This window comes from Candidatus Accumulibacter aalborgensis (genome assembly GCF_900089955.1).
In the GTDB taxonomy this organism is placed as follows: Bacteria; Pseudomonadota; Gammaproteobacteria; order Burkholderiales; family Rhodocyclaceae; genus Accumulibacter; species Accumulibacter aalborgensis.
In genome coordinates, this window is the sequence record NZ_FLQX01000109.1 from 1 (window position 1) to 23,969 (window position 23,969).

Annotated in this window: 18 protein-coding genes and 1 pseudogene; 15 read left to right on the plus strand and 4 right to left on the minus strand. The window is 61.9% G+C overall.

Annotated elements, in window-relative coordinates; genetic code table 11:
* The 6 genes and pseudogenes from ACCAA_RS10160 to ACCAA_RS10185 form a co-directional block, all read left to right on the plus strand.
* A pseudogene (locus ACCAA_RS10160) lies at positions 1-574 on the plus strand (hypothetical protein); the annotation flags it as partial.
* Positions 575-594: 20 nt separating this feature from the next.
* Entirely contained in the window at positions 595-1,293 is a 699-nt protein-coding gene (locus tag ACCAA_RS10165) for a hypothetical protein (RefSeq protein WP_186407137.1), read from the plus strand.
* A 292-nt stretch (positions 1,294-1,585) separates the two neighbouring features.
* Positions 1,586-2,896, plus strand: a complete 1,311-nt coding sequence (brxD, locus tag ACCAA_RS10170; protein ID WP_186407170.1) for a BREX system ATP-binding protein BrxD — start codon at positions 1,586-1,588, stop codon at positions 2,894-2,896.
* Positions 2,897-2,923: 27 nt separating this feature from the next.
* Positions 2,924-5,002: a DEAD/DEAH box helicase gene (locus tag ACCAA_RS10175; protein WP_245754529.1), complete on the plus strand. Its 2,079-nt coding sequence runs from the start codon at positions 2,924-2,926 to the stop codon at positions 5,000-5,002.
* 146 nt (positions 5,003-5,148) lie between these two features.
* Positions 5,149-6,258, plus strand: a complete 1,110-nt coding sequence (locus ACCAA_RS10180; RefSeq protein WP_186407138.1) for an HD-GYP domain-containing protein — start codon at positions 5,149-5,151, stop codon at positions 6,256-6,258.
* Positions 6,255-7,031 (plus strand): tRNA threonylcarbamoyladenosine dehydratase, encoded by a 777-nt coding sequence (locus tag ACCAA_RS10185; protein ID WP_186407139.1) that lies wholly within the window; start codon positions 6,255-6,257, stop codon positions 7,029-7,031. The genes ACCAA_RS10180 and ACCAA_RS10185 overlap by 4 nt, the downstream gene beginning before the upstream one ends.
* A gap of 78 nt (positions 7,032-7,109) precedes the next feature.
* Here ACCAA_RS10185 and ACCAA_RS10190 read toward each other — a convergent pair whose 3' ends face one another.
* The gene (locus tag ACCAA_RS10190) at positions 7,110-8,900 is read right to left on the minus strand and encodes a GGDEF domain-containing protein (protein ID WP_186407140.1); all 1,791 of its coding nucleotides are present in this window, start codon (positions 8,898-8,900) and stop codon (positions 7,110-7,112) included.
* Between the two features lie 259 nt (positions 8,901-9,159).
* Here ACCAA_RS10190 and ACCAA_RS10195 point away from each other — a divergent pair, with 259 nt between their 5' ends.
* The 7 genes from ACCAA_RS10195 (at position 9,160) to ACCAA_RS10225 (ending at position 19,489) form a co-directional block, all read left to right on the plus strand.
* Positions 9,160-11,346 carry a UvrD-helicase domain-containing protein gene (locus tag ACCAA_RS10195; protein WP_186407141.1) on the plus strand — a complete coding sequence of 729 codons (2,187 nt, stop codon included), beginning with the start codon at positions 9,160-9,162 and terminating at the stop codon, positions 11,344-11,346.
* Positions 11,347-11,425: 79 nt separating this feature from the next.
* Positions 11,426-12,400 (plus strand): quinone oxidoreductase family protein, encoded by a 975-nt coding sequence (locus ACCAA_RS10200; RefSeq protein WP_186407142.1) that lies wholly within the window; start codon positions 11,426-11,428, stop codon positions 12,398-12,400.
* Positions 12,400-13,758 (plus strand): TAXI family TRAP transporter solute-binding subunit, encoded by a 1,359-nt coding sequence (locus ACCAA_RS10205; RefSeq protein WP_186407143.1) that lies wholly within the window; start codon positions 12,400-12,402, stop codon positions 13,756-13,758. The genes ACCAA_RS10200 and ACCAA_RS10205 overlap by 1 nt, the downstream gene beginning before the upstream one ends.
* Positions 13,755-14,378 (plus strand): ParA family protein, encoded by a 624-nt coding sequence (locus tag ACCAA_RS10210; protein WP_186407144.1) that lies wholly within the window; start codon positions 13,755-13,757, stop codon positions 14,376-14,378. Before ACCAA_RS10205 ends, ACCAA_RS10210 begins: the two co-directional genes overlap by 4 nt.
* A gap of 95 nt (positions 14,379-14,473) precedes the next feature.
* Positions 14,474-15,430 carry a hypothetical protein gene (locus ACCAA_RS10215; RefSeq protein WP_186407145.1) on the plus strand — a complete coding sequence of 319 codons (957 nt, stop codon included), beginning with the start codon at positions 14,474-14,476 and terminating at the stop codon, positions 15,428-15,430.
* A gap of 80 nt (positions 15,431-15,510) precedes the next feature.
* The gene (gene dnaE / locus ACCAA_RS10220) at positions 15,511-18,969 is read left to right on the plus strand and encodes a DNA polymerase III subunit alpha (protein WP_186407146.1); all 3,459 of its coding nucleotides are present in this window, start codon (positions 15,511-15,513) and stop codon (positions 18,967-18,969) included.
* 1 nt (position 18,970) lies between these two features.
* A complete protein-coding gene (locus ACCAA_RS10225) occupies positions 18,971-19,489 on the plus strand; it encodes a WbuC family cupin fold metalloprotein (protein ID WP_245754530.1) in 519 nt (172 codons plus the stop codon).
* A gap of 10 nt (positions 19,490-19,499) precedes the next feature.
* Here the strand turns inward: ACCAA_RS10225 and ACCAA_RS10230 are convergent, their stop codons facing one another.
* From ACCAA_RS10230 to ACCAA_RS10240, 3 genes are all read right to left on the minus strand, one after another.
* Positions 19,500-20,456, minus strand: a complete 957-nt coding sequence (locus tag ACCAA_RS10230) for a DNA-methyltransferase (protein WP_186407147.1) — start codon at positions 20,454-20,456, stop codon at positions 19,500-19,502.
* A 3-nt stretch (positions 20,457-20,459) separates the two neighbouring features.
* Positions 20,460-20,708 (minus strand): hypothetical protein, encoded by a 249-nt coding sequence (locus ACCAA_RS10235; RefSeq protein ID WP_186407148.1) that lies wholly within the window; start codon positions 20,706-20,708, stop codon positions 20,460-20,462.
* A 371-nt stretch (positions 20,709-21,079) separates the two neighbouring features.
* Positions 21,080-22,006 (minus strand): PEP-CTERM sorting domain-containing protein, encoded by a 927-nt coding sequence (locus ACCAA_RS10240; RefSeq protein WP_186407149.1) that lies wholly within the window; start codon positions 22,004-22,006, stop codon positions 21,080-21,082.
* A gap of 224 nt (positions 22,007-22,230) precedes the next feature.
* Between ACCAA_RS10240 and ACCAA_RS10245 the strand changes: the two genes are divergently transcribed.
* On the plus strand, positions 22,231-22,875 hold the full coding sequence (locus ACCAA_RS10245; RefSeq protein WP_245754531.1) for a LysE family translocator: 645 nt from the start codon (positions 22,231-22,233) through the stop codon (positions 22,873-22,875).
* Between the two features lie 117 nt (positions 22,876-22,992).
* On the plus strand, positions 22,993-23,790 hold the full coding sequence (locus tag ACCAA_RS10250; RefSeq protein WP_186407150.1) for a lytic transglycosylase domain-containing protein: 798 nt from the start codon (positions 22,993-22,995) through the stop codon (positions 23,788-23,790).
* Positions 23,791-23,969: the final 179 nt, after the last annotated feature.

A 23,969-nucleotide genomic window follows, 5' to 3' on the forward strand; every position in this document is an offset into this window, starting at 1 on the left:
GCAAGCGCTGCGCTCCGCACCAACCTGCTCGGTACGTGTGGTAGGGGGGCTAAACGCTTACGTTGCACCTGATAGGTTCAACGTTCAAGCGATTGGTACGCTTTCAAGAATTATAGATCGGTGGATGACGGAGCATTCCTCAGTGGTAAAACGTTACCAGGAGCTCGAACTGCCAATCCGTCCGGGCACGCCAGCCTTTCTTGGCGGCATCATACAAGCGTTCAAGCTATATGCTGGCAAACCAAAACCCGGCTACAAGCTATGGATGAATCGGCTGCCGAAAGAGATTTTGGGATCTCTCAAGCCCGTAATGCTGAAACATGAGAGCGACCGGAGGCTTTACCTTCCTACAAGCAACAAGGCGCTCCCAGTTGAAATTCCGGATTTCAGTCAACTGGCTCCACTAATGCAGGAGGTGGGAAAGGCCGTCTTCAAGATTGAGCAAGAAGATACCGCTCGGATTACTGATAGCGGGAAGCCATGGGTGGGAAACAACTGGACAGGAGCGCAGCGAAGAATGGCTGACTACCGCGAGCGATTTGACACATTGGCAGAAATTGTTGAGTCGCTCTGATCTTATCTCTGGGGTCGGTAATGCCGCTTGAGATAAAGCAACACTACGTAGCATTTCTGGACGTGCTTGGGTTTTCCGAGATGGTTCAGTTCGATACGATAAATGACAGCGAGGAGTATCTGAATAGGCTGTTCCGCTGCCATCAGCGTGCAGCAGCTATCTTTGATGGCAGCCCGGACTGTAGCATTCTCCAATTCTCGGACTCAATAGTTATATCGAAACCTTATGATTCTACTGCATTTGAATGGTTCGTCAAACGGGTAGGAGACTACCAACGACTTTTGCTCGACGAGGAATTGCTGTGCCGAGGTGGAATCGCCATTAACAAGCATTTCTCGAATGCCTCTTTTACATTCAGTGCTGGCCTGATTGATGCGTACATGGTCGAGAGCAAGATGGCGCGATACCCGAGAGTCGTGGTTTCGCCAGAGGTATTGGACCTTGCTCTGCCGGGTAGGAAATCTATTCCTCCCTTCCTCGTACAAGAGGACGATGGTTTGTTTTTTGTGGATTACTTGGGTCTTACAAAAAACAAGCGAAGAAAGCATCTTCACGATGTGGTCGCGAGGATAGTTCTGAGGTTGCTGACAAGCCCGGAGCCGTCTGTTCGCGAAAAGGGTCGATGGCTCGCAGCCTACTCGGACGCAGTACTACCAACTTCGCTGAGGCAAGCGAGGTTCTCGGGAAGAAATATTGGAAAGCTGGAGGACATCGGGTAGTACCCGTCCAGTTTGGATGTTGAAGTGACCGCATGTGTCGGAACCCGCTCTGGCCGAGCACCAGTTCGGCATCAGATTCCCGCGACGGACTGCTTGATGATCGATAAGCCGCCATTCCCCATGAAAAGGGCATCAGGCAGCTCAGGGTCGGAAGCGGTCGTTCACAAGCCAGCAAGACAGCAGTTCAGTAATGGTCGTTAGAGCCCCGGTCGAGTTTGCATCGTTATCGGCAGCGGCTTTCTGTCGTTTCGGCGAGTCGGTTCCGGGTGGAGTACGCAATGAGGGTTCACAAGTGATCAGTCCGCAGCGCAGAGCCGAAGTCATCGACGCCTTGAGACGCGGCACGGTCCCTAAAGCTGGCCTGGATGCCTTGGCCGTCGGTTATGGCCGGCTCCAGGGAACGCTTGATGACGAGTTGGACGCCGTGGCTTCCGGGCGCGGCGCCTTCAAGGCTATTCGCGGTGAATACGGCTCGGGCAAGACCTTCTTTGGCCGTTGGCTGCAAGAACGCGCTCGCTCGCGTGGTCTCGCGACCAGTGAGGTGCAAATCTCAGAAACCGAGACGCCGCTGCATCGCCTGGAAACGGTATACCGCCGATTGGTCGAGCGCATCGCCACGGCGGACAGCGGCGAGGGCGCCTTTCGTGGCATCGTCGATGGCTGGTTCTACGCGCTGGAGCGCGACGTGCTGGAGGACACCAGCCTCGACCCGACGGATGAAGTGAGCTTGCTCGCCACGACCGAAGCACTGATGGAGGCGAGGTTGGCTGGTGTGACCAAGGTAGCGCCGGCCTTCTCGGCCACGCTTCGCGCTTACCGCCACGCACTGCAGGCCGGCGATAACGCCACGGCCGATGGGCTGATGGCCTGGCTCAGCGGCCAGCCCAATGTGGCGGCATCGATTCGGCGCTCGGCTGGCGTGAAGGGCAACATCGATCACTTCGGCGCGACCAACTTTCTCTCCGGGCTGCTGACCATGCTGCGCGACTCGGGCTATGGCGGTCTGCTACTGGTCCTGGATGAAGTCGAGACCCTGCAACGCATGCGCGCCGATACCCGCGAGCGGGGCCTGAACGCGCTGCGCCAGTGGATCGACGAAATCGACGCCGGCCACTTTCCGGGGCTTTATCTCTTGATCACCGGCACCCAGGCTTTTTACGAAGGTGCACAGGGCGTTCAACGTCTTGCTCCACTGGCGCAACGATTGCATGTTGATTTCGCCACCGACTCCCGATTCGACAATCCGCGGGCGGTGCAGGTACGTCTGCCGGCCTTCGGACACGATTCGCTGCTCGAAGTAGGGCGCAAGGTGCGGGACATCTATGCCGATGGCGCTGTTGCCGGCGATCGTGTTCGCGCTTTGGTTGACGACTCCTACGTCGAATCCCTGGCCAGGGCGGTGACTGGCAACCTGGGCGGCAAGGTAGGCGTGTCACCCCGCTTGTTCTTGAAGAAGCTGGTCTCCGATGTGATGGATCGCGTCGATCAGTTCGACGACTTCGACCCTCGCAAGCACTATGCGCTGACGATTTCGGAGAGCGAGATGACCGCGCAGGAACGTGCGTCCGTGGGCGTGAGCTCGGTCGATGACATCGAGCTGTAAGCGGTCAGGTCCTCTGGGCGGCTGTTCGTGAGTCTGGACGCCTTCGAGCGCCTGCACGGGGCGTTGCAGTATCACATCGTCAATTCGATGGGCTGGACTGGTCTGCGCTCGACGCAGGCGGATGCGGTAGTTCCGATCCTTGACGGCAAACATTGCCTGATCCTGGCGCCGACGGCCGGTGGCAAGACAGAAGCGGCATTCATCCCGGTGTTGTCGCGCATGGCGAGCGAGGAGTGGCCAGGGCCAAGCGTTCTCTACGTGTGCCCGATCAAGGCGCTGCTCAACAACCTTGAGTCGAGGTTGTCGCTCTATGCCGGCTTCGTCGGCAGAACCGTGCAGGTGTGGCACGGTGATGTCGGGCAAGGTGCCAAGGCGCGGGCCAGGCGCTCGGCACCGGACATCCTTCTGACGACGCCTGAATCTCTCGAAGGGATGCTCATTTCGACGAAGGTCGATCGAGCGTCGTGGTTCGGCGGTGTCCGCGTCGTCATCGCTGATGAACTGCATGCATTTGCCGGTGACGACCGTGGGTGGCACCTGCGCGCTGTGATAAAGCGCATTGAGGCTTACGCCAGGCTGCCGATTCAGAGGCTTGGCTTGTCGGCGACGGTGGGCAATCCGGATGAACTGCTGGATTGGTTTGCCGGGTCGGGTGAGCGACAAATCGTCGGCTCGTCGTCGGTCAGCACGGACGCCGATGTCACCATCGATCATGTGGGCTCGATGACCAATGCCGCGACGGTCATCTCACGGCTGCACCGTGGCTCGAAACGTCTGGTTTTCTGCGACAGCCGCTCCAAGGTGGAAGAGCTGGGGGTAGCGCTGCGCAGCTTGAACACCCGTACCTTCGTGTCGCATTCGTCTTTGAGTGCGTCCGAGCGAAGGCTCGCCGAGACCGCGTTCGCCGAAGAGCAGGACTGCGTGATCGTTGCCACCAGCACGCTGGAGTTGGGGATCGATGTCGGAGACCTGGATTACGTGATCCAGATCGACTCGCCGAGTACGGTGTCTTCGTTCCTGCAGCGCATGGGGCGCGCCGGCCGGCGCACCGGCAGCCGCCGCAACTACCTGTTCCTGACGACAACCGACGAGGCCTTTCTGCTGGCTTGTGCGATCACCACGCTGTGGCGCGAGAAGTATGTCGAGCACATCGCGCCACCTCCGCTGCCGTGGCACATGGTGGCGCAGCAGATGATGGCGCTCGTACTGGAGCACCCTGGTCTACCGAGGCACGAGGTCGTGGACGTGGCTCGAACACAGTTCCCCGATCTCGATCCGGTAACGGTGGCGACGGCGTTCGATTTCATGGCGGCCAAGGGCATCCTGTTCGTCAGTAGCGGCCTCGCGTCAATGGGACCCGAAGGCGAGAAGCTGTTCGGGCGTGCTCATTTCCTTGACCTGCTGTCGGCGTTTGCGAGCCCGATGACACTGGCGGCGCGGCACGGCTCCATCGAGCTGGGGAATGTCGATCCGATGGCGGTTCAGCAGCAAAAGGATGGCCCGACTGTCCTCCTGCTTGGCGGGCGAAGCTGGAAAGTGAATTCAGTCGAGTGGTCCAGGCGTACCGTGTGGGTGGAGCCGAGCGACGAGAAGGGCAAATCGCGCTGGCTGGGAACGTCTCGCTGCTTGGGTTTCGAGGTCTGTCAGGCCATGCGACGGGTGTTGCTGAAGGAAGGCGACGCGGAGTTGGGGCTGTCGAAGCGGGGAACTCAGCAACTCGACGAAGTCCGCGATCTGATCACCGCGCCCGAACGCCAGGGATCGCTCGTGCTTGAGCACCTGCCGTCTGGCCGGCATCGTTGGTGGACATTTGCCGGCGCTGCGGTCAATAGTGCATTGCTGCTAAGGCTAGGTGACAGTGGAAGCACGCGGGTAGACGATCTGTGGGTGGAAACAGACGCTGACGTCCCGGTGCCTGAACTGATTCAGCAGCCAGCCGATCATTCCGCCATAGCCGCGTTTGGCGTGAGGCTTGCGGAGCGCAGTGAATTGAAGTTCGCAGCTTGTCTTCGCTTCGACCTGGTGGCGGCGGTGGTTGCGCGGCGCTTACTTGATGAAGCCAATTTGTGCCGTCTACTCACGACCACAAGCCCGTCTGCCGATTAGTTCTGCCGAGCCTTGATTCGACTTTTCTCGGCCCGCACAGCAATGGGCGACCTTCAAGTTCGGGCTGTCCTCCGGCCTGATCCTGCGCTGCCATTCAGCCTGCTTTCCGGTAAACTCTGCGGCAACATTCACGACGAGCAAGCGCCATGCACAGACAGACGATCGCGGCGCAGGTCATTCCCGACGGGGATGCCCTGCAGGAGTTCATCGATGCTCTGCGCGACTACGTGCCGAGCATGGAACGTAATATCGCCCAACTGAGGAGTTCACCGGACAACAAGGAGCTGATCAACAGCCTGTTCCGCACCCTGCACAACGTCAAGGGCGACGCGGCCATGTGTCGGGTCGATCTGGCGGTGGCCATCGTCCACCCGCTCGAGACCGTTCTCGACCGTGTCCGCCACGGCAGTCTACCGTTCACCGATCAGCTTGCCGATGTGGTCCTGTTGACCATTGATCGCCTTGAACTGGCAGTGGCAAGCGTCTCTTCAGGCGAAGAGCTCGATGGTCTGGCGCTATTGCCCCTAGTCAATGGCCTCGAAAGGCTCGCCTTGGCCGGACCGGCCAACCTTGATGATAGCGCTGCGCAACTGATCGAGGCGGTCACCGGCTTTCGCTCTGCCTCGGCACTGTCGGTCAGGATTGTAGACCTGGCATCGCCCGCCTCTGCCCGATCAACAGCGCAGACGGACGACGATCTGTTCTTCTTCCGTACCCTTGCCGACCGGCTGGATGCCCGCTCGCCGCGCTTTCAGGGTCGTACGATGCGGGTGCTGCGCCTGGCACTGGAAACCAATCAGATCGCCGGCTACCCCATCGACCCGGTACAGCTCGAAGCCGCCGTTTGCATGCACGACGTCGGAATGATGTTTCTTGCCGAATCGACATGGCTGAAGGCCGGCGCATTGACGCGGGCGGAAAAAGCGGGTCTGCGCGCCCACCCGACCTACGCGGCGGGTCTGCTGGCACGAATGCCGGGGTGGTCAGAGGCTGCCGAGATGGTCGCGCAACACCATGAAATGCCCGACGGAAAAGGCTACCCGGCGGCGCTCGCGGCAGCCGGGATTTGCCCGGGCGCCAAGTTGCTGTCGATCATCGATGCTTTTGATGCGATCATGTTGAGGCACGGCGAACATGGCCGGAACCGCTCCATTCTGCGTGCGATCGCGGAAATAAATGCTTGTGACAAGCAGTTTGCACCGCAGTGGATCGAGTGTTTCAACCGTGTGATACGGCGCAGCGTTGAAGCACGATGAGCGCGACCAGCGCTGATCTGGTGCGCCGCTTCGGCGGCGTCGCTCGCCTGTACGGCGACCTGGGTTTGCAGCGCTTCCAGAGCGCTCATGTGGCTGTCGTCGGCGTCGGCGGCGTGGGTTCATGGGCTGCCGAGGGGCTGGCGCGGTCGGCTGTCGGCAGGATCACGCTGATCGATCTGGACATGATCGCCGAGTCGAACGTCAACCGGCAGGTGCACGCCCTCGACGGCGAGTTCGGCAAGGCCAAGGTCAGCGCCATGGCGCAGCGCATCCGCGCCATCAACCCGGCTTGCGTGGTCAGCGAGATCGAGGATTTCGTCAGCCCCGAGAACGTCGAAACGATTCTCGGCGGTCGCTTCGACTATGTCATCGACGCCATCGACCAGGTACGCACCAAGGCAGCGATGATCGACTGGTCACGACGTGGCGCGATTCCCCTGATCACCGCCGGTGGCGCCGGTGGGCAGATCGACGCGAGGCGTATCCAGGTCGCCGACCTGGCCTTCACTCTTCAGGATCCGCTGCTCGCCAAGGTGCGCTCACTGCTCCGCAAAGACTACGGTTTCACGCGCGAAGCGAAGAAGAAATTCGGTGTCCCGGCCGTCTTTTCAAGCGAACCGCTGCGCTATCCGGAGCGCGCCACCGCCGGTGAACAGCCGCGCACCGTGAGCGGCCTGAACTGCGCCGGCTTCGGTTCGTCGGTTTGCGTGACGGCACCTTTCGGGCTGCTGGCCGCCGGCGAAGTGCTCAGGTATCTGGCTGGCAGGGATTGACCAGGCGTCGGCGGGCGCCGAGTGGCGGTGAAGGAATCAGCCAGTCACGGTTCGGTGTCTTGACTCTCTTGCCGTGGCTCAACCGACCAATACGCGATTCTTGCCGGCCTGCTTGGCCGCATACATGGCCTCGTCTGCCCGCTTGGTGACCGACGCCTGTGTATCGCCGGGCCGAAGATCGGTTACGCCGGCGCTGAAGGTGATCAGTTGCCGGTCGTTGTTGTGCAGGAAAAAGCGCCGCGTCAGTTCGCGCTGCAGGCGAACGAGGGCAGTCTGCGCGTCGTCGAGCGGGGTTTCCGGCAGCAGAATGATGAACTCCTCGCCACCGAAGCGGGCGATGGTGTCCTGTGGGCGCATCGTTTCCCGAATGACGGTGCTCAGGTGGATCAGCGCTGCATCGCCGGCATCGTGGCCGAGAGAGTCGTTCAGCTTCTTGAAGTTATCGATGTCCAGCAAAGCGACGCACAGGGGCGACCGGCGACGCTGGGCGCGCGCGGTTTCCTTGTCGAACGCTTCTTCAAGACCGCGGCGGTTGAGCGCACCGGTCAACTGGTCGTGGCGAACCAGCGTGCTGGCTTTGTCGAGTTCGAGCTGTAGTTCGCCGATGTGCTTGTTGGCTTCTTCGACGCGCAGTGTGGCGGCACGCAGATCGTCACGCGAGCGTTGGGCGTTCAACTGAATGATCCGCGTCTCACGGATCACTTCCGCGAGAACGCCCTCCAGTTGGTTGATGTCTTCGGCCTTGCTGATTCGTTCGGCGCAGAGTTCGATCTTGTCGTGGTAGTCCGAGGTCGAATCGGCGAACTGGGCGAGGTGATCGACGAAGCCGGCGAGCATTTGCTTGAGCGTTTCCTTGGCGTCGTTGAGGCTGTGCTTGAGCTGGCTCTGCTTGAAGATCACTTCCCTGAGCCGGTTTTCCGCGTCGCCGATGGAACGGATGCTCAGGGGCTGGGCAACGATGTCACGGACGATGTCGATCTGCCCCTTCAGCCAATGGTCCTCGACGACCAGTTCGCCGACATTCTCGATCAACAATTGCAGCAGATTGAGCAAGCCTGTGCGCAGTTCGGCACGGTCCTCGGCAAGGATCTCCAGACGGAAGGCGAAGCGCTTGATGCTCGCCAGCAGACCTTCCATCGCCGCGCGTGAAGTCGAGGTGCGGACTTTGTGGGCCAGCGCGCGGGTATCAGCGGCGATGTCCGGCTCATCAGCAAACTGCGTGGCGATGACTTCTTCCAGGGTGTACGCGAAGATCTCGCGCAGCTCGTTCGCTGGCTCGTCGCTGAGCGGCGGACTGGCAGCCGCCCGGTCGCCCACCACTGGCGAGGTGGCCGCTAGAGTGTCCACCATAGCCGGCTCGACCAGGGGACTTTCCGGCTCCCCCGGTGAATTGAGTGCCCAGGATCTGATCAAGCCCTGCAATCGCCCGAAGAACAACTCGGCGTTCCCCGATCCGCTGGCCAACACACGTTCGAGCGCTTCGCGCTTGCGAGCGACCGTCAGCCCGGCGTGCTTGCCTTCCCACTGGCGCAGGAAGTCGGCGAACAAGTCACTCCACGCCAGATCGCTTTCCTTGGCCAGTTGCCGGAGCATGTCGGCAAGGCCTGCCTGGACTTCGCCCCAGTGCTTTCCCTTGAGTGCCTGCTCGAAACGTCTGGCCAGCTTCTGCTGAACGGGCGTCTCGGTCGGTAGCGCGGCGATGAGAGCTTTCAGTTCACGTTCCGGGAACGCTTCCGCGATGCCGCCGCTGGTTCCCGCAATCTCGTGGTACAGCGCCTGGTAATTTTCGGGGGACGGCGGCAGGCGCCTGACAGCCAGCAGGCGCAAGGCTTCGCGGGCAATTTCCGAGGGATTCGAGAAGCTGGGCATGGCGTTCAAGGGAAAGGAATGTCGAGGTATTCTAACAGCCGGTCAGCAAGCGGAAAATACTGAATGGTGCGCATCAGCGCTCGGCGCCTGGCGCATTCTTTTCCAGTCCCCGGCGCTCACGCGGTCGTCGCCTTCACGTCGGCCTTGAAGTCGCTGTACTCGTCATCGGTCAGTCGCCGGTGATCGAGCGCCGCGGACGACGCTCACGCCAGGCGCGCCGGCTATAATCGGGGCTACTTCGCCAGGGGAATCCTGATCCATGTCCGATTTGCTCGCCAACCTCAATCCGCCACAACTGGCCGCCGTGACGCTGCCGGCGCAGCACGCACTGATCCTGGCCGGGGCCGGCAGCGGCAAGACGCGGGTGCTGACCACGCGAATCGCCTGGCTGATCTCGACCGGACAGGTCGGGCCGCAGGGCATCCTGGCGGTGACTTTCACCAACAAGGCAGCGAAGGAAATGCGCTCGCGCCTCGCCGCGATGCTGCCGATCAACACGCGCGGCATGTGGATCGGCACTTTTCATGGCCTTTGCAATCGCCTGCTGCGCGCACACCACCGCGAGGCCGGGCTGCCGGAAACTTTCCAGATACTCGATTCCGCCGATCAACTCTCGGCGATCAAGCGCCTGCTGAAGAATCTCAACGTCGACGACGAGAAGTTTCCGCCGCGCGAGCTGATGCACTTCATCAACGCCCACAAGGAACAAGGCCTGCGCGCCGCGCAGGCCGAGGCTTATGACCACTACACCAGCGGCCGCGTCGAGCTGTATACCGAGTACGAAGGGCAGTGCCAGCGCGAAGGCGTGGTCGACTTCGCCGAACTGCTGCTGCGCTCGTACGAACTGCTGCAGCGGAACGAGCCGCTGTGCCGGCACTATCAGGAGCGTTTCCGGCACATCCTGGTAGACGAGTTCCAGGACACCAACCGCTTGCAGTATGCCTGGTTGAAATTGCTCGCCGGGCGCGGCAGCGTCAGTCCGGAAACGCCGGCGGCGTGCGTCTTTGCGGTCGGCGACGACGACCAGTCGATCTATGCGTTTCGCGGCGCGGAGATCGGCAACATGCGGGACCTGCAGCGCGAGTTCGAGTTGGCGAACGTGATTCGCCTCGAACAGAATTATCGCTCGCAGGGCAATATCCTCGACGCCGCCAACGCGCTGATCAAGCAGAACCGCGGTCGTCTCGGCAAGAACCTGTGGACCGAAGCCGGCGCCGGCGAACCGATCCGGGTTTTCGAGGGCCTGTCCGACTTCGACGAAGCGCGCTTCATTACCGAGGAGATCGCCGAACTCGTACGCGACGGGATGGCGCGCGACCAGATCGCGCTGCTCTATCGCTCGAACGCTCAGTCGCGAGTCCTCGAGCATCAGTTGTTCACGGTTGGCCTGCCCTATCGCGTTCACGGCGGCCTGCGCTTCTTCGATCGGCAGGAGATCAAGCATGCCCTGGCGTATCTGCGCCTGATCGCCAACCCCGACGACGATACGGCGTTTGCCAGGGTGGTCAATTTCCCGACGCGCGGTATCGGCAGTCGCAGCGTCGAGGCCCTGCAGGAAGCAGCGCAGCGCGCCAATGCCAGCCTCTATCACGCTGCGGCCAGTCTGGCCGGCAAGCCCAACACGGCGGTAACCCGATTCATCGCGCTGATCGAGACCCTGCGGGCCGAAACGAGGGATCTGCCCTTGCCCGAGGTGGTCGATCACCTGATCGAGAAGAGCGGCCTGCGCCAGCACTACCTGGCCGAGAAAGAAGGCCAGGATCGACTCGAGAACCTCGACGAACTGATCAACGCAGCCACCAGCTTCGCGCGTGAAGAGGGCGCTCCGTTGGCCGACGGCGAGGCCTCGGCGACCGGCGGCCCGCTCGCTTCCTTCCTCGCGCATGCCTCGCTGGAGGCCGGCGAGCACCAGGCGGGTGAGGGCGAGGCGGCAGTGCAGTTGATGACCGTGCACGCTGCCAAGGGGCTCGAGTTCGATGTCGTTTTCATCACCGGCCTCGAACAGGGCCTTTTTCCACACGAGAACGCGGCGCAGGAGCAGGGCGGACTCGAGGAGGAGCGGCGGCTGATGTACGTCGCCGTGACCCGCGCGCGTCACCGCCTCTATCTGACGCATGCGCAGACGCGCATGCTGCACGGGCAGACGCGCTACTGCCTGCCTTCGGCGTTCGTCGACGAGCTGCCGGCCGAGCTGTTGCGCAAGATCAACCGCGCCATGGGCGCTGGCGGGCAAGTGCCCGCCCCGGCGCGAGCTGCTGCCGGCAGCGGCTGGCCGGCGGCCACGCATGGTTTGCGCATCGGCCAGAACGTGCGTCATGCCCGGTTCGGAGTTGGCGTCATCGTGTCGACCGAAGGTGCCGGGCCGGAAGCCCGCGTGCAGGTCAATTTTGGTTCGGCTGGCATGAAGTGGCTGGCGCTGGAGTACGCCAGGCTGACGCCGGCCTGACTCGTCTTTTTGCGCTCGCTCAAAAAGCGGGCGCACTATTGTGAGTCGCTCGCGCGACTTTAATTGTCAGGAGATCGCCATGCCATTTGCCATTCGTATACATCGTGTCGGTGGGCCCGAAGTCATGTCCTGGGAGGATGTTCAGGTCGCCGACCCGGCGCCCACCGAGGCACGCGTGCGCCACGAGGCTGTCGGCCTCAATTACATCGACATCTACCATCGGACCGGCCTCTACCCCTTGCCGCTGCCCAGCGGCCTGGGCCTGGAAGCGGCCGGAGTCGTCGAAGCGGTCGGCGCGGCGGTCACTGATTTGAACCCCGGCGATCGGGTCGCTTACGCGGGCGGGCCGGTCGGCGCCTACAGCCAGGTCCGCTGTTTGTCGGCCGACCGTCTGCTGAAGCTGCCCGAGGCGATCGATTGCCGCTCGGCGGCGGCGATGATGCTGCAGGGCTTGACCAGCGCTTACCTGCTGCGCCGTACCTGTCGCGTGCAGGCCGGTGACGCGGTGCTGATTCATGCCGCTGCCGGCGGCGTCGGTCTGATTGCCTGCCAGTGGGCCAAGGCGCTAGGCGCCACGGTGATCGGCACGGTGTCGAATGAGGCCAAGGCTGCGCTGGCGACGGCGCATGGCTGCGACCATGTCATCGACTATACACACGAGGATTTCGCCCGGCGGGTGCGCGAGATTACCGGCGGCGAGGGAGTTCGCGTGGTCTACGATGGCGTCGGCAAGGACACCTTTGCCGGCTCGCTCGACAGCCTGCGGACCTGCGGCATGCTGGTCAGCTTCGGTAATGCTTCCGGCCCGGTGCCGCCGTTCGATCCGCTGCTGCTCTCGCAGAAGGGCTCGCTGTTCCTCACCCGGCCGACGCTGATCCACTATACGGCGAAGCGCGCCGACCTGTCTGCGCTGGGTGCCGAGTTGTTCGAGGTCGTTGGCTCGGGCAAGGTGAAGATCGAGGTCAATCAGACCTACCCACTCGTCGACGTCGCTCGCGCGCATTGTGACCTGGAAGCGCGCAAGCATACCGGGTCGACGATCCTGCTGCCTTGATGCACCGCCTGCGCGCCAGGCTGGTGGCTGTCCGCTACTTGCTGGCGACGGCCTGGCCGATCATCCTGATCACGGCGATCGGCTTGGTCGTCGCCTATCAGTTCGTCGAGCCGGCACCCCCCAGCCGGATGACGATCAGCACCGGCAGCGAGAGCGGTGCCTACTATGCCTACGCCAGGCGTTACGCGGCACTGCTGGCCGCCAAGGGCATCACGCTCGAGATCAGGACGTCGGCGGGTTCGTACGAGAACCTCGAACGCCTGGAAAAGGGCGAGGCCGAGATCGCCTTCGTGCAGGGCGGCATTGCACCACCGACAGCCGGCGATAATGGCCAGATCGACCAGAGCCACGAGTCCGGTCTCCTGCGCTCGCTGGGCAGCGTCGCTTACGAGCCGGCGTGGGTGTTCTATCGCGGCGAGCAGCCAGTCGACAAGTTGCATCAGCTCAATGGCCAGCGCATCGCCGTCGGTGAAGAGGGGAGCGGCACCCGTGGACTGGCACTCAAGTTGCTCGAGGCCAACGAGATCCGGGCCGACAGCCCGAACCTCTTGCCGCTGGCCGGCCTTGCTGCGGTCGAAGCCCTGCAGAAGGGCGAAATCGATGCGGTCGTGATTGTCGCCGCTCAGGAGGCGCCGGTGGTGCAGGTCATGCTGCGCTCGCCGGGTCTGCATGTGGTCAGTTTCAGCCAGGCCGACGCTTATCTGCGACTTTTCCCGTTTCTGTCGAAGGTCGTCCTGCCTCGTGGGGTGGTCAGTCTGGTCCGGCACGTACCGCCACGAGATGCCGTCCTGCTGGCAACGACCGCCAACGTGGTCGTTCGTGACGACCTGCATCCGGCCTTGGTCAGTCTGCTGCTGCAGGCGATGACCGAGGTCAACGGCAAGGGCGGTTTCTTCCAGCGCGCCGGCGAGTTCCCTGCCTACAAGGACGCGAGCTTCCCACTCTTGCCCGAGGCGCAGCGCTACTACCAGTCAGGGCCGCCGTTTCTGCAGCGCTATCTGCCTTTCTGGCTGGCGGTGCTCGTCGATCGCCTGTTCGTGATGATCCTGCCGTTGGTAGTGTTGTCGCTGCCTTTGCTCAAATTTGCGCCGGCGATCTACAGTTGGCGAGTGCGATCGAAAATCTTCCGTTGCTATGGCGATCTCAAGTTTCTCGAGAACGATCTGCGTCAACATTACGATCCGGAACGCGGCCAGGAGTACGTCGATCGCCTTGACCGCGTCGAGCACGACGCCAGCACACTCAATATTCCTCTGGCCTTCAGCGATCTGCTTTACACTTTGCGCGAGCATATCAATCTGGTTCGCAAGGAGCTTCTTCGCCTTCGCACGAGCCACGACAAGGAAGAAGAAAAATGAAATCCTTTCTGGTTGCCAATCCAAAAGGGGGTTCGGGAAAATCGACGCTGGCCATCAATCTGGCCGGCTATCTGGCGCGCAGCGGACATCGGGTGATGCTCGGTGACGTCGATCGCCAGCAGTCGTCGCGGGATTGGCTGCACTTGCGTCCTTCGATCCTGCCCAAGATTCGCAGTTGGGAGATCGAGCCGGGGAAAACAGCCAAACCGCCGAAAGGGACCACGCACGTCGTTCTCGACACGCCGGCAGCCCTGCACGGGAAGGCTCTGGACACGGTCGTCAAGCAGGTCAATCGGGTCATCGTCCCGGTCCAGCCATCGCTCTTCGACATGCTCGCGACGCGCCATTTCCTCGACATCCTGCTGGCCGAAAAAGCCGTGCGCAACGAGCATGCTTTCGTCGCCGTGGTGGGCATGCGGGTCGATCCCAGAACGCGCTCGGCCGCCGAACTGGAGCGCTTTCTCGAGAAATTCGACCTGCCGGTTCTCACCCACCTGCGCAATACGCAGCTCTACGTACAGACGACGATGCACGGGATGACGCTGTTCGACCTCTCGGCGTCGCGTGCGGCGAGAGATATCGAGCAGTGGCAGCCGATCATCGACTGGGTGAACAGCTAGCTGGCGGCCGGATCTTGTCAGTCGCCAAACAGTTCAGCGATGGTTTGCATCGACGTCAACAGGGCTGTAGGATGTGCTGACGAAAGGGAATCCACATGATTAGACTACAAGCGGCAGCATCGTCAGCCATTGTCGGCAGTTGGTATGCCATCGACAAGTCAGGCAGCTTGCTGTTCACCTTCCTCAGCAACGGCACCTACCTGCTCAAAGATACCGGTGATAGCGCGGCCGACCCGAGTGGGCATAGTGGCATGGAACTGGGCACCTACACCTGGGATGCCGGCACAGGCGCTCTTGCGCACAAGACGCTGATCGATACCGATGGCGAGTGGGGGCTGTCCCATGCCATCGTCTCTTCGATCAAGGTCAGCGGCGGAACCCTGACCATGTCGTTGGTTGGCGAGGACGAGGTTTCCCTGACCAAGGTCGCCGCCAATACGATCACCGGCACAAGCGGCAATGACCAGATGAGAAGCACCGCCAGCAACGACGTGGTGGACGGCGATACCGGTCTGGACAGCTACGTTCTCAATGGAGTCAGGCATGATTTCACGATCACGCAGACCCCCATCGCTTACACCGCCCACGACAACACAGGGGCGGAAGGGGAGGACACCCTGATCCACGTCGAGCGTATCAAGTTCACCGACGAGAGCGTTGCGCTGGATGTCGCCAACGGCCCTGCCGGCACCACCGCCAAGATACTTGGCGTGGTGTTCGGGCCGTCTGCTGTCGCCAACAAGACCTTTGCTGGCATAGGTCTGGCCTTGCTCGATGGCGGCATGAGCTACCCGGACCTGATGATGGCGGCTCTGACAGCGAAGCTGGGCGACCATTTCTCAAATGCGGCGGAAGTGGACCTGTTGTACCAGAATCTTTTCGGTCATGGCCCGACTTCGGACGAATCGACCTTCTGGTCCAACGCCATCGATGCCGGCCAGTTCTCTCAGGCCTCCCTGGCCATTGCTGGCGCGGAACTGGGCATCAATGCCAGCAACATCGACCTGGTCGGCTTGCTGCAAACCGGTCTGGAGTACCTGCCGCACGCGTGACGGGTTTCGCTCCGCTGGCGGATCGAATTGGCGGGCCTGGGTTGTAGTTCCGCCCGCCCGTCACAGGGTAAAATGGCGGGATGCCTGAAGCCCCGTTCATCCATCTCCGTCTGCACAGCGAGTATTCGGTCACCGACGGGATCGTCCGTCTCGGCGATGCGGTCGCCCGTGCGGGCAGTTGCGGCATGCCGGCGCTGGCGTTGACCGATCTCGCCAATGTCTTCGGCCTGGTCAAGTTCTATATGGCAGCGCGCTACAAGGGGATCAAGCCGGTGCTCGGCAGCGATGCCTTCATGGCCAACGATGCCGACCCGGATCGTCCCTATCGTCTGCTGCTGCTCTGTCGCTCACGGCAGGGCTATCTGCAGCTTTGCGAATTGCTGTCGCGCGCCTACCTTGCGCCGCGCGTGCGTGGGCGCGCCGAGATCACGCGCCGGATGCTGCAGGAAGTCGGGGTCAGCGGTCTGATCGCCCTGTCGGGAGCTGCCGGCGGCGACGTCGGCGAAGCGCTGCTGCAGGGCAATCGGGAGCAGGCTGCGGCTCGCGCGCAGCGCTGGGAAGCGACCTTTCCCGGCGCTTTCTATCTTGAAGTGCAGCGTTATGGACAGGCGCAGCAGGAGGCACTGCTTGCGGCCACCGCCGATCTGGCGGCCGAGCTCGAGTTGCCGCTGGTCGCCACGCATCCGATCCAGTTTCTCGAGCGTCACGATTTCAAGGCGCACGAGGCGCGGGTCTGCATTGCCGAGGGCTACATGCTCGGCGATGCGCGGCGCCCCAGGCTGTACACCGAAGAGCAGTATTTCAAATCGGTCGACGAAATGTGCGCGTTGTTCGCCGATCTGCCGGCAGCGCTCGAGAATTCGGTGGAGATCGCCAAACGCTGCAACCTTGAGATCACGCTGGGAAAAAGCTACCTGCCCGATTTCCCGACCCCGGAAGGCGTGACACTCGACGACTTTCTTCGTCAGCAGGCGGTTGTCGGCCTCGAAGTCCGCCTGCAGCAACTTTTTCCTGATCCGGCCGAGCGCGCGGCGCAGCGCGCTCCCTACGATGCGCGCCTGCAGCTCGAAACCGATACCGTCGTGCAGATGGGCTTCCCCGGCTACTTCCTGATCGTCGCCGATTTCATCAACTGGGCCAAGCACAACGGCTGCCCGGTGGGTCCGGGACGTGGCTCGGGTGCCGGGTCGGTGGTCGCCTACGCGCTGGGAATCACCGACCTCGACCCGCTGCGCTACGCGCTCCTCTTCGAGCGCTTCCTCAACCCCGAGCGGGTGTCGATGCCCGACTTCGACATCGACTTCTGCCAGGACAACCGCTGGCGGGTCATCGAGTATGTACGTCAGAAATACGGCGCGGCGGCGGTATCACAGATCGTCACCTTCGGCACCATGTCGTCGAAGGCCGTCATTCGCGACGTCGGGCGGGTGCTCGATCTGCCGTACAACTTCTGTGATCAGCTTTCCAAGCTGATCCCGATCGAGACCAACAAGCCGCTATCGCTGGCCAAGGCGATTGCCGCCGAAGCACAACTCAAGGCGAGGATCGACGACGAGGAAGAAGTCAGAGACCTCTTCGACCTGGCCGCCCGCCTCGAGGACCTGACGCGCAACGTCGGCATGCACGCCGGCGGGGTGCTGATCGCGCCCGGCAAACTCACCGACTTCTGCCCGGTCTATTCGGCCGACGGTGGTTCGGTCGTGTCGCAGTTCGACAAGGACGACGTCGAGAAGGTCGGGCTGGTCAAGTTCGACTTTCTCGGCCTGAGAAACCTGACGATCATCGAACTGGCGCTCAACTACGTGGCCCAGCTCAGCGGTGCGCGTCCCGATCTGACGACGCTCGCTTTTGACGATCCGCAGGCTTACCAGATTCTCAAGGACGGCAACACGACGGCGATCTTCCAGGTCGAATCGGAGGGCATGAAGAAGCTGGTCAGAAAGCTGGCGCCCGACCGTTTCGAGGACATCATCGCGGTGCTCGCCCTCTATCGGCCAGGCCCGCTCGGTTCGGGAATGGTCGACGACTTCATCCTGCGCAAGAAGGGTCAGCAGAAAATCGACTACTACATCGACGATCTGAAGATCTGCCTCGAACCGACCTACGGCGTCATCGTCTATCAGGAACAGGTGATGCAGATCGCGCAGATCATCGGCGGCTATACGCTCGGTGCCGCCGACCTGCTGCGCCGCGCGATGGGCAAGAAGAAGGCCGAGGAGATGGCGCTGCATCGCGACCTGATGCGCGAAGGAGCCAAGAAGAAAGGCTACGACGAAAAGCTCGCGATGCAGCTTTTCGACCTCATGGAGAAGTTTGCCGAGTACGGTTTCAACAAGTCGCATACCGCTGCCTACGCCGTCGTCACCTACCATACGGCCTGGTTGAAAGCGCACCATTGCGCGGCCTTCATGGCCGCCACGCTGTCGTCGGAAATGGACAACACCGACACGGTGAAGATTTTCCACGACGATGCCGTCGCGAATGGCCTGCGCATCCTCGGCCCGGACGTCAATGCTTCCGAATACCGCTTCACGCCGGTCGATCGCAGCACCGTTCGTTACGGCCTCGGAGCGGTCAAGGGCACCGGCGAACAGGCGGTCAACACCCTCCTGAAAGCGCGCCAGGCGGGCGGCCCGTTCAAGGATCTGTTCGACTTCTGCCGGCGTGCAGACAAGCGGCTGGTAAACCGCCGCACGATCGAGGCACTGATTCGTGCCGGCGCTTTCGACGCGCTCGACAACCATCGTGCCCGCTTGCTCGCCTCGGTCGGCATCGCCATCGAAGCCGCCGAGCAGGCCGAGCGCAACGCCATGCAGGTCAGCCTGTTCGACATCCTCGAAGCGGGTGGCGAGGGGAGTCGCGCGCAGGGCCCGAAGTACGTCGACGTCGCGCGCTGGAGCGAACGGCAGCAGCTCAATGAAGAGAAGCTGGCGCTCGGGTTCTACTTTTCCGGCCACCCATTTCACGGCGTGCAGGCCGAAGTGTCGCGCTTCGTCCGCAAACCGCTGGCCGCGCTGGAAGCGAGGAAGGAGACACAATTGCTCGCCGGTCTGGTGGTCGGTGTGCGCACCAAGCTCACCGCGCGCGGCAAGATGCTGTTCATCCAGATCGACGACGGCACTACTTCGCTCGAAGTCTCGGTGTTCAACGAGTTGTTCGAAAGCGAAAGGGCCAAGATCAGGGAAGACGAGGTGTTGATCATCGAAGGCCGCGTACAGCGCGACGATTTTGCCGGCGAAGGCCGCGTGCGGATCATCGCCGAACGCCTGCTGACGCTCGCCGAAGCACGCGGCCGCTTTGCCCGTCACCTGCGCCTGTCACTCAATGGCCAGGCCAGCAGCGCCGCCGTGCACCGCCTGCGCAGCCTGCTGGCGCCCTATACGCCTGGCGATTGCCAGGTGCGCCTGGCTTACCGCAACCATGAGGCGGCCTGCGAGCTGGACTTCGGCGAGGCCAATCGCGTCCGCCTCGAAGACGACCTGCTGGTCGCGCTGAAGGACTGGTTGAGCAGCGACAACGTCAACGTGGAGTACGCCTGAGATGACCGAACTGACAGCAATGTCCGCCATGACCACCACGCCCACGCCCGTCCTGATCGATCGAGAACTGCTCGACGCGGTCGGCAGCGAAGCGAAGGGCAGTCCGCGCCGGCGCAAGAACCATAACTTCCACGCCGAAGATGCGGCGATCGCGCATCGCCTGCTCAACGCCATCGAGCCGGGGTCGTACCTGATGCCGCATCGTCATCTCGACGCCCACAAGGATGAAACGATCATCGTCCTGCGCGGCCGGCTGGGTGTCGTTTTCTTCGACGACAGTGGCCAGGTGCAGCAAGCGGTGATCCTGGCGCCGGCAGGCGCCGTCTGCGGCGTCGACATTCCGCATGGCGTCTATCACACGGTGCTCGCTCTCGAAACCGGGACGGTGATGTTCGAGGCCAAGGCCGGCCCGTACCTGCCGCTCGGCGCAAGCGAACGCGCGCCATGGGCGCCTGCCGAGGACGAGGCCGAAGCAGCGGCCTATGCGCAGTCACTTAGCGAGCTCTGCGCGAAGATCTGATTTCGTCGCCTTATAGGAGGCTGCCCTGTGATGATGCTTTGGGCTGTCGTCTTGGCTTTTCCGCCATTGACAAGTGCGCTGACGGCTGATCGAGCGTAGCGCCTACGAATCCCGGATACATTCTGGCTAGCAAGGGAATGAGCCGTAAGGCATCCTCATAGTATTGCTGATCCAGTTCGATACCCACAGATTCATAGCCGACAGCCTCCGCTGCAGCAAGCGTTGAGCCCGAGCCGGCGAACGTGTCGAGCACGATGCCTTCCCCAACCGGCAGCATCGAGCGCACGAGGATGCGCAGAATATGCTGTGGCTTCATTGTGGGGTGCTTCGTGAGGTCCGTTTCGACATCGGGCGTACGGCCAGACTGAATTACGTCGGGGAGCGGTTTCTCACCGCTGAGTCGTCTGAGACCCCCGGTTCCCCAGCGTCGCAGGTTCTCTGCTACTGTCCGCTCGCCGATAGGCTTGCGGAAGAGCATCCATGGCTCATATCCACCGCGTGGCGTCACGCAAACCTCAGGAAACTCACTTTCCGCAAGCTTCGGGCGATCACCTCCGCGAAGCCCAACGTACAACCTCATGATCGCCGTTCTCACTTCGTAGCCCGCTTCTGCCATTGCGGACTGAACCAAGTATTGGAGTATGGGGTTGCCGGCGACACAAACGTGCGCACCGGGGACGAGAATGGGCAACAGTGCCTTACCCCAGTCGCGCATGTATTCGCGGAGTTTGCTCTTCTCCGCATCAGTAAGAATGGTGAAACGTGGGAGCGGATCGCGCTGGACTCCATTGAGCGTGGGAGGTATACGCCACACCCCGCCACGATGCCCATTACGCAGAATTTCTCTTTCCCTTGCCGAGAACTCAATGAGGCCATAGGGCGGGTCGGTGACCACCGCATGGATTGAGTTCGCTTGGCGCAAAGCAAGCCAATCGAAGCAGTCAGCATGGCATAGGGCGTAAGTCATTTTTCAACTCAAGGAAACAACTTCAGCGGCCTGGTCTCTAATGTTTTCAGTGACGCGATGGATCAATGCACCATTTTCAAGCACAACCACGATCAGCGCTACCCGGACTTGATTTGCGAGGTTTCGCACGAAGGCCTGGAGGTGAAGTCCACGATCCAGATTGGAAAAGGTGGCGAATCGCATAACGGCCACAGCGGTTGGCATACGGTCATCTGCTTTGATCGAACCGATGCCGGCATCCAGTTCATACACGTCATGTTTGCGATGCTCAGAGGGCATCAAGAGCCCGATGCCGACTGGAAGTACGTCGGTAGTCGAGTGAAGGAAGATACCGGATCTCGGCGTACCGAAACCTACAATACGACCGGAATTGGAACCACAAAGCTGCGCGATGGCAGCGCCTACTTGGTTCCCTCGAAGGTAAACTTTTCCCGTTGGCGCCAGCAACGCAACGGGGCAGTCCCCAGGCACTCTATCTATTTCAAGAGCCTTGCCGACTCATAGGCATGCTGATCGTGATCGGGTCATTCTTGCCGAGGACGATGCGCGAACTGTAGTTCGTCGGCGCGACCCGAAAAGGCTTGTCGATCAGGCGGGCGATCCTTGCCCGCCTGACGGAGTCATCATTGGCGACGGCGGCGGAACGCGATGCCTGCGAGGGACGAGCTCAGCAGGGCAAGAGTCCCCGGCTCCGGAACATTCAGTGCGATGCCGTCGTTGATGCACTCCTCGAAGAAATGCGCCCTGAAAGCGCCTGTGGGCAGCTTGGAACGGTCGAACGAGAAGCCGTAGACCTCGCCGCCAAGGGCACCGGGAAAGTGAGCAAAATCGAGACCCAGCGCGGCGAGTTGAATCGCGTCAAGCGAACTGATCCCCTCGACGAAGGTTCCGGTCGCGACATTGGGATACATCGTTCCGTTGCCGAAATAGTTGGTCACGTCGGTGGTCGTGTTCAAATCGCCCATGGCGCCGACAGTTCGCCCGAAGCCATAGTCGTAATACTGCTGCAACGAAGTGTAGCCATAGGGCGCACCGGTGAGGTTGGTCACGGTCAGATTCTTGAAGAGGCCCAGGGTCGGGTTGCTGCCGCTGACGTTACCCAGCGAATCGTTGGCGCTGGTGAAGCGAATCGCGAAGACATCCGGGTCGGAGTACTTGGCCTGTGTGTCGAGATTGTGCGAGGAGAAATTCAGATACAGTTCACCTGGGGCGATGGTTTCATTCAGGACGCCGGAATGAGGCACGCCGGCCAGTGGCATCCCGCCGCTGATCGCAAAGTACCCGGTTGAACCCTGCTGATGGTAGGCGAGGCTGAGTTCCTCGTAGCCGGAGCCACCGGAACCGTCGCTGTTCGAGTCGATGGCATAGTTCCAGCCGTTCCAGATTTGGCCGGCATGGCTCGCGCCCGGAGTGGTCATCGCCAAAGTGACCAGGCTGCAGAACACAGCGCGTGCGAAGCGTTTTCCCGCGCTGGCACGAGCAGCCGGCAGTGATGCAGATTGAGAAGTTGTGGCCTTGACGCCGAGGGTCTTGCAAAAAGTCTTTTCCATGCTATGGTCCTTGAACCAGTGAGTTGTTTGGTCTCTGAGGTGGTGAAGGCGAGTACGGACGGTCCTCGACTTCGCAGCCAAGTGTCTCTCGGCGATCCCGTTGAGCGTTATGAACTCGGTCACGGAAAGGGGTGTCTTTCTGGCGGCTGGTGCGCCAGACAGCAGCCAGGAGCTGAACTTCTCCATTCAAGAGCGTGCGCCAGACTGCCAGAATCGATCGGCTGATGAGTGCTTGCCGGGGGGGGCTTGAAGTGAATGCTTTTCTGTTTCTCAAAGCGGTTCTGATCGGCTTGTCGATTGCCGCACCGGTCGGGCCGATCGGCCTCTTGTGTATTCAGCGGACGCTGGCGCATGGGGCACGCGTCGGCTTCGTCAGTGGCCTCGGGGCGGCAGCGGCCGATGGGGTTTACGGCGCCATTGGTGCCTTTGGCCTGGCGGCAATCACCCGGATCTTCGTCACGCTCGCCACACCGCTGGCCATCGGTGGGGCGGTCTTTCTTGGCTGGATGGGAGTTCGCCTGCTGCGCGCGGCGCCTGCCGCACAGGCGGCGAGGGTGTCCGATGCGCTGGGCGCCTGGCGCGCCTTCTCGTCGGTCTTCGCGCTTACGCTGACCAACCCGATGACCATCCTCTCGTTCATCGCCGTCTTCGCTACCATTGGCGGCGATGCGGCGACCACCAGTTCGGCGGCGCTGGTCATGGTGTCGGGCGTATGGGCTGGTTCGGCGATCTGGTGGCTCGCGCTGGCCGTGGGAGTTGCCGCGATTCGTCAGCGCATCGGGCCGCGCGTGATGCAGGCCATCAATCGCACGGTCGGCGTGTTCCTGCTGGGTTTTGCCGTCTGGCAGGTCGCTGGCGTCCTCCGCTGAAAATTGGTGCAGCGCAGTGCTTGCACAGAAATGGCGACAGCGGCCTTTTGGCCCGGCTACTCGATGATATATCTGCCAATCAAGCGGCACGCGACTCGCCTCAGGTAGAATGGCGAGGTGAAACTCCACCGATTGTTCTTCTTGCCCGCGCTTTGCCTGTTGTCGGCAGCCGCCCATGCCGACATTTACGGCTTCGTCGATGAGCAGGGCATCGCCCATCTCGCCGAAGAGAAGGTCGACGAACGCTACGAACTGTTCGCCAGGGGAGAAGCCCGAACCGACCTCAAGCTGTCGTCCGAGCTCAAGTCCAGGCCGGAGAAGGTGCGCGTCGAAGACCAGGGCATCAACAAGCGCCTGCAGGACCCGCCCAGGCTGCAAAGATTCGACGCGCTGGTGGCCAGGGAAGCGCAGCGCCAGAAGCTCGAGCCAGCACTGGTCAAGGCAGTCATCGCGGTCGAGTCGGCGTACGACCCGGACGCGGTGTCTGCCAAGGGCGCGACCGGGCTGATGCAGTTGATCCCGGATACCGCCACACGTTACGGCGTGCGCCAGATCGCCGACCCGCAGGACAACGTGCGCGGCGGCACGCGCTACCTGCGCTACCTGCTCGACCTGTTCGATGGCAATCTGGTGCTCGCGCTGGCTGGCTTCAATGCTGGCGAAGGCGCCGTGCAGCACTACCGCAATACGGTGCCGCCGTACCCGGAAACTCAGGCCTATGTAAAGCTGGTCATGCGTTTCTACGAACACTTTGGCGGCGCTGTGAAGAAAGTGGGCCAACTGAAGGATGGCCGCGTCCGCCTCGCGCTGCCGCCAAGGCGGGGCAACCTGCCGCCCGACGGCGTCCATGTGCCTGGCTTGATGTCGGCTCCCCAATCTGTCGATGCCGCGGGCGAAGCAACAGGGCGGCCCTGAACGCGCTGCGGCCGAGGCGCGGCAGTTGGGCAAAGCGAAGCGTGCCCAACGACGGCCAGCGACCGAGGCCGGGACTGTCGTTACGGCCGTGCTGTACGACGTGGCGATTGAACAAGACTGCACGCTCTTGTGCAGCAGGGCATCGGGCAATTCACCTCCACGTTCAGGGACTTTCCCCA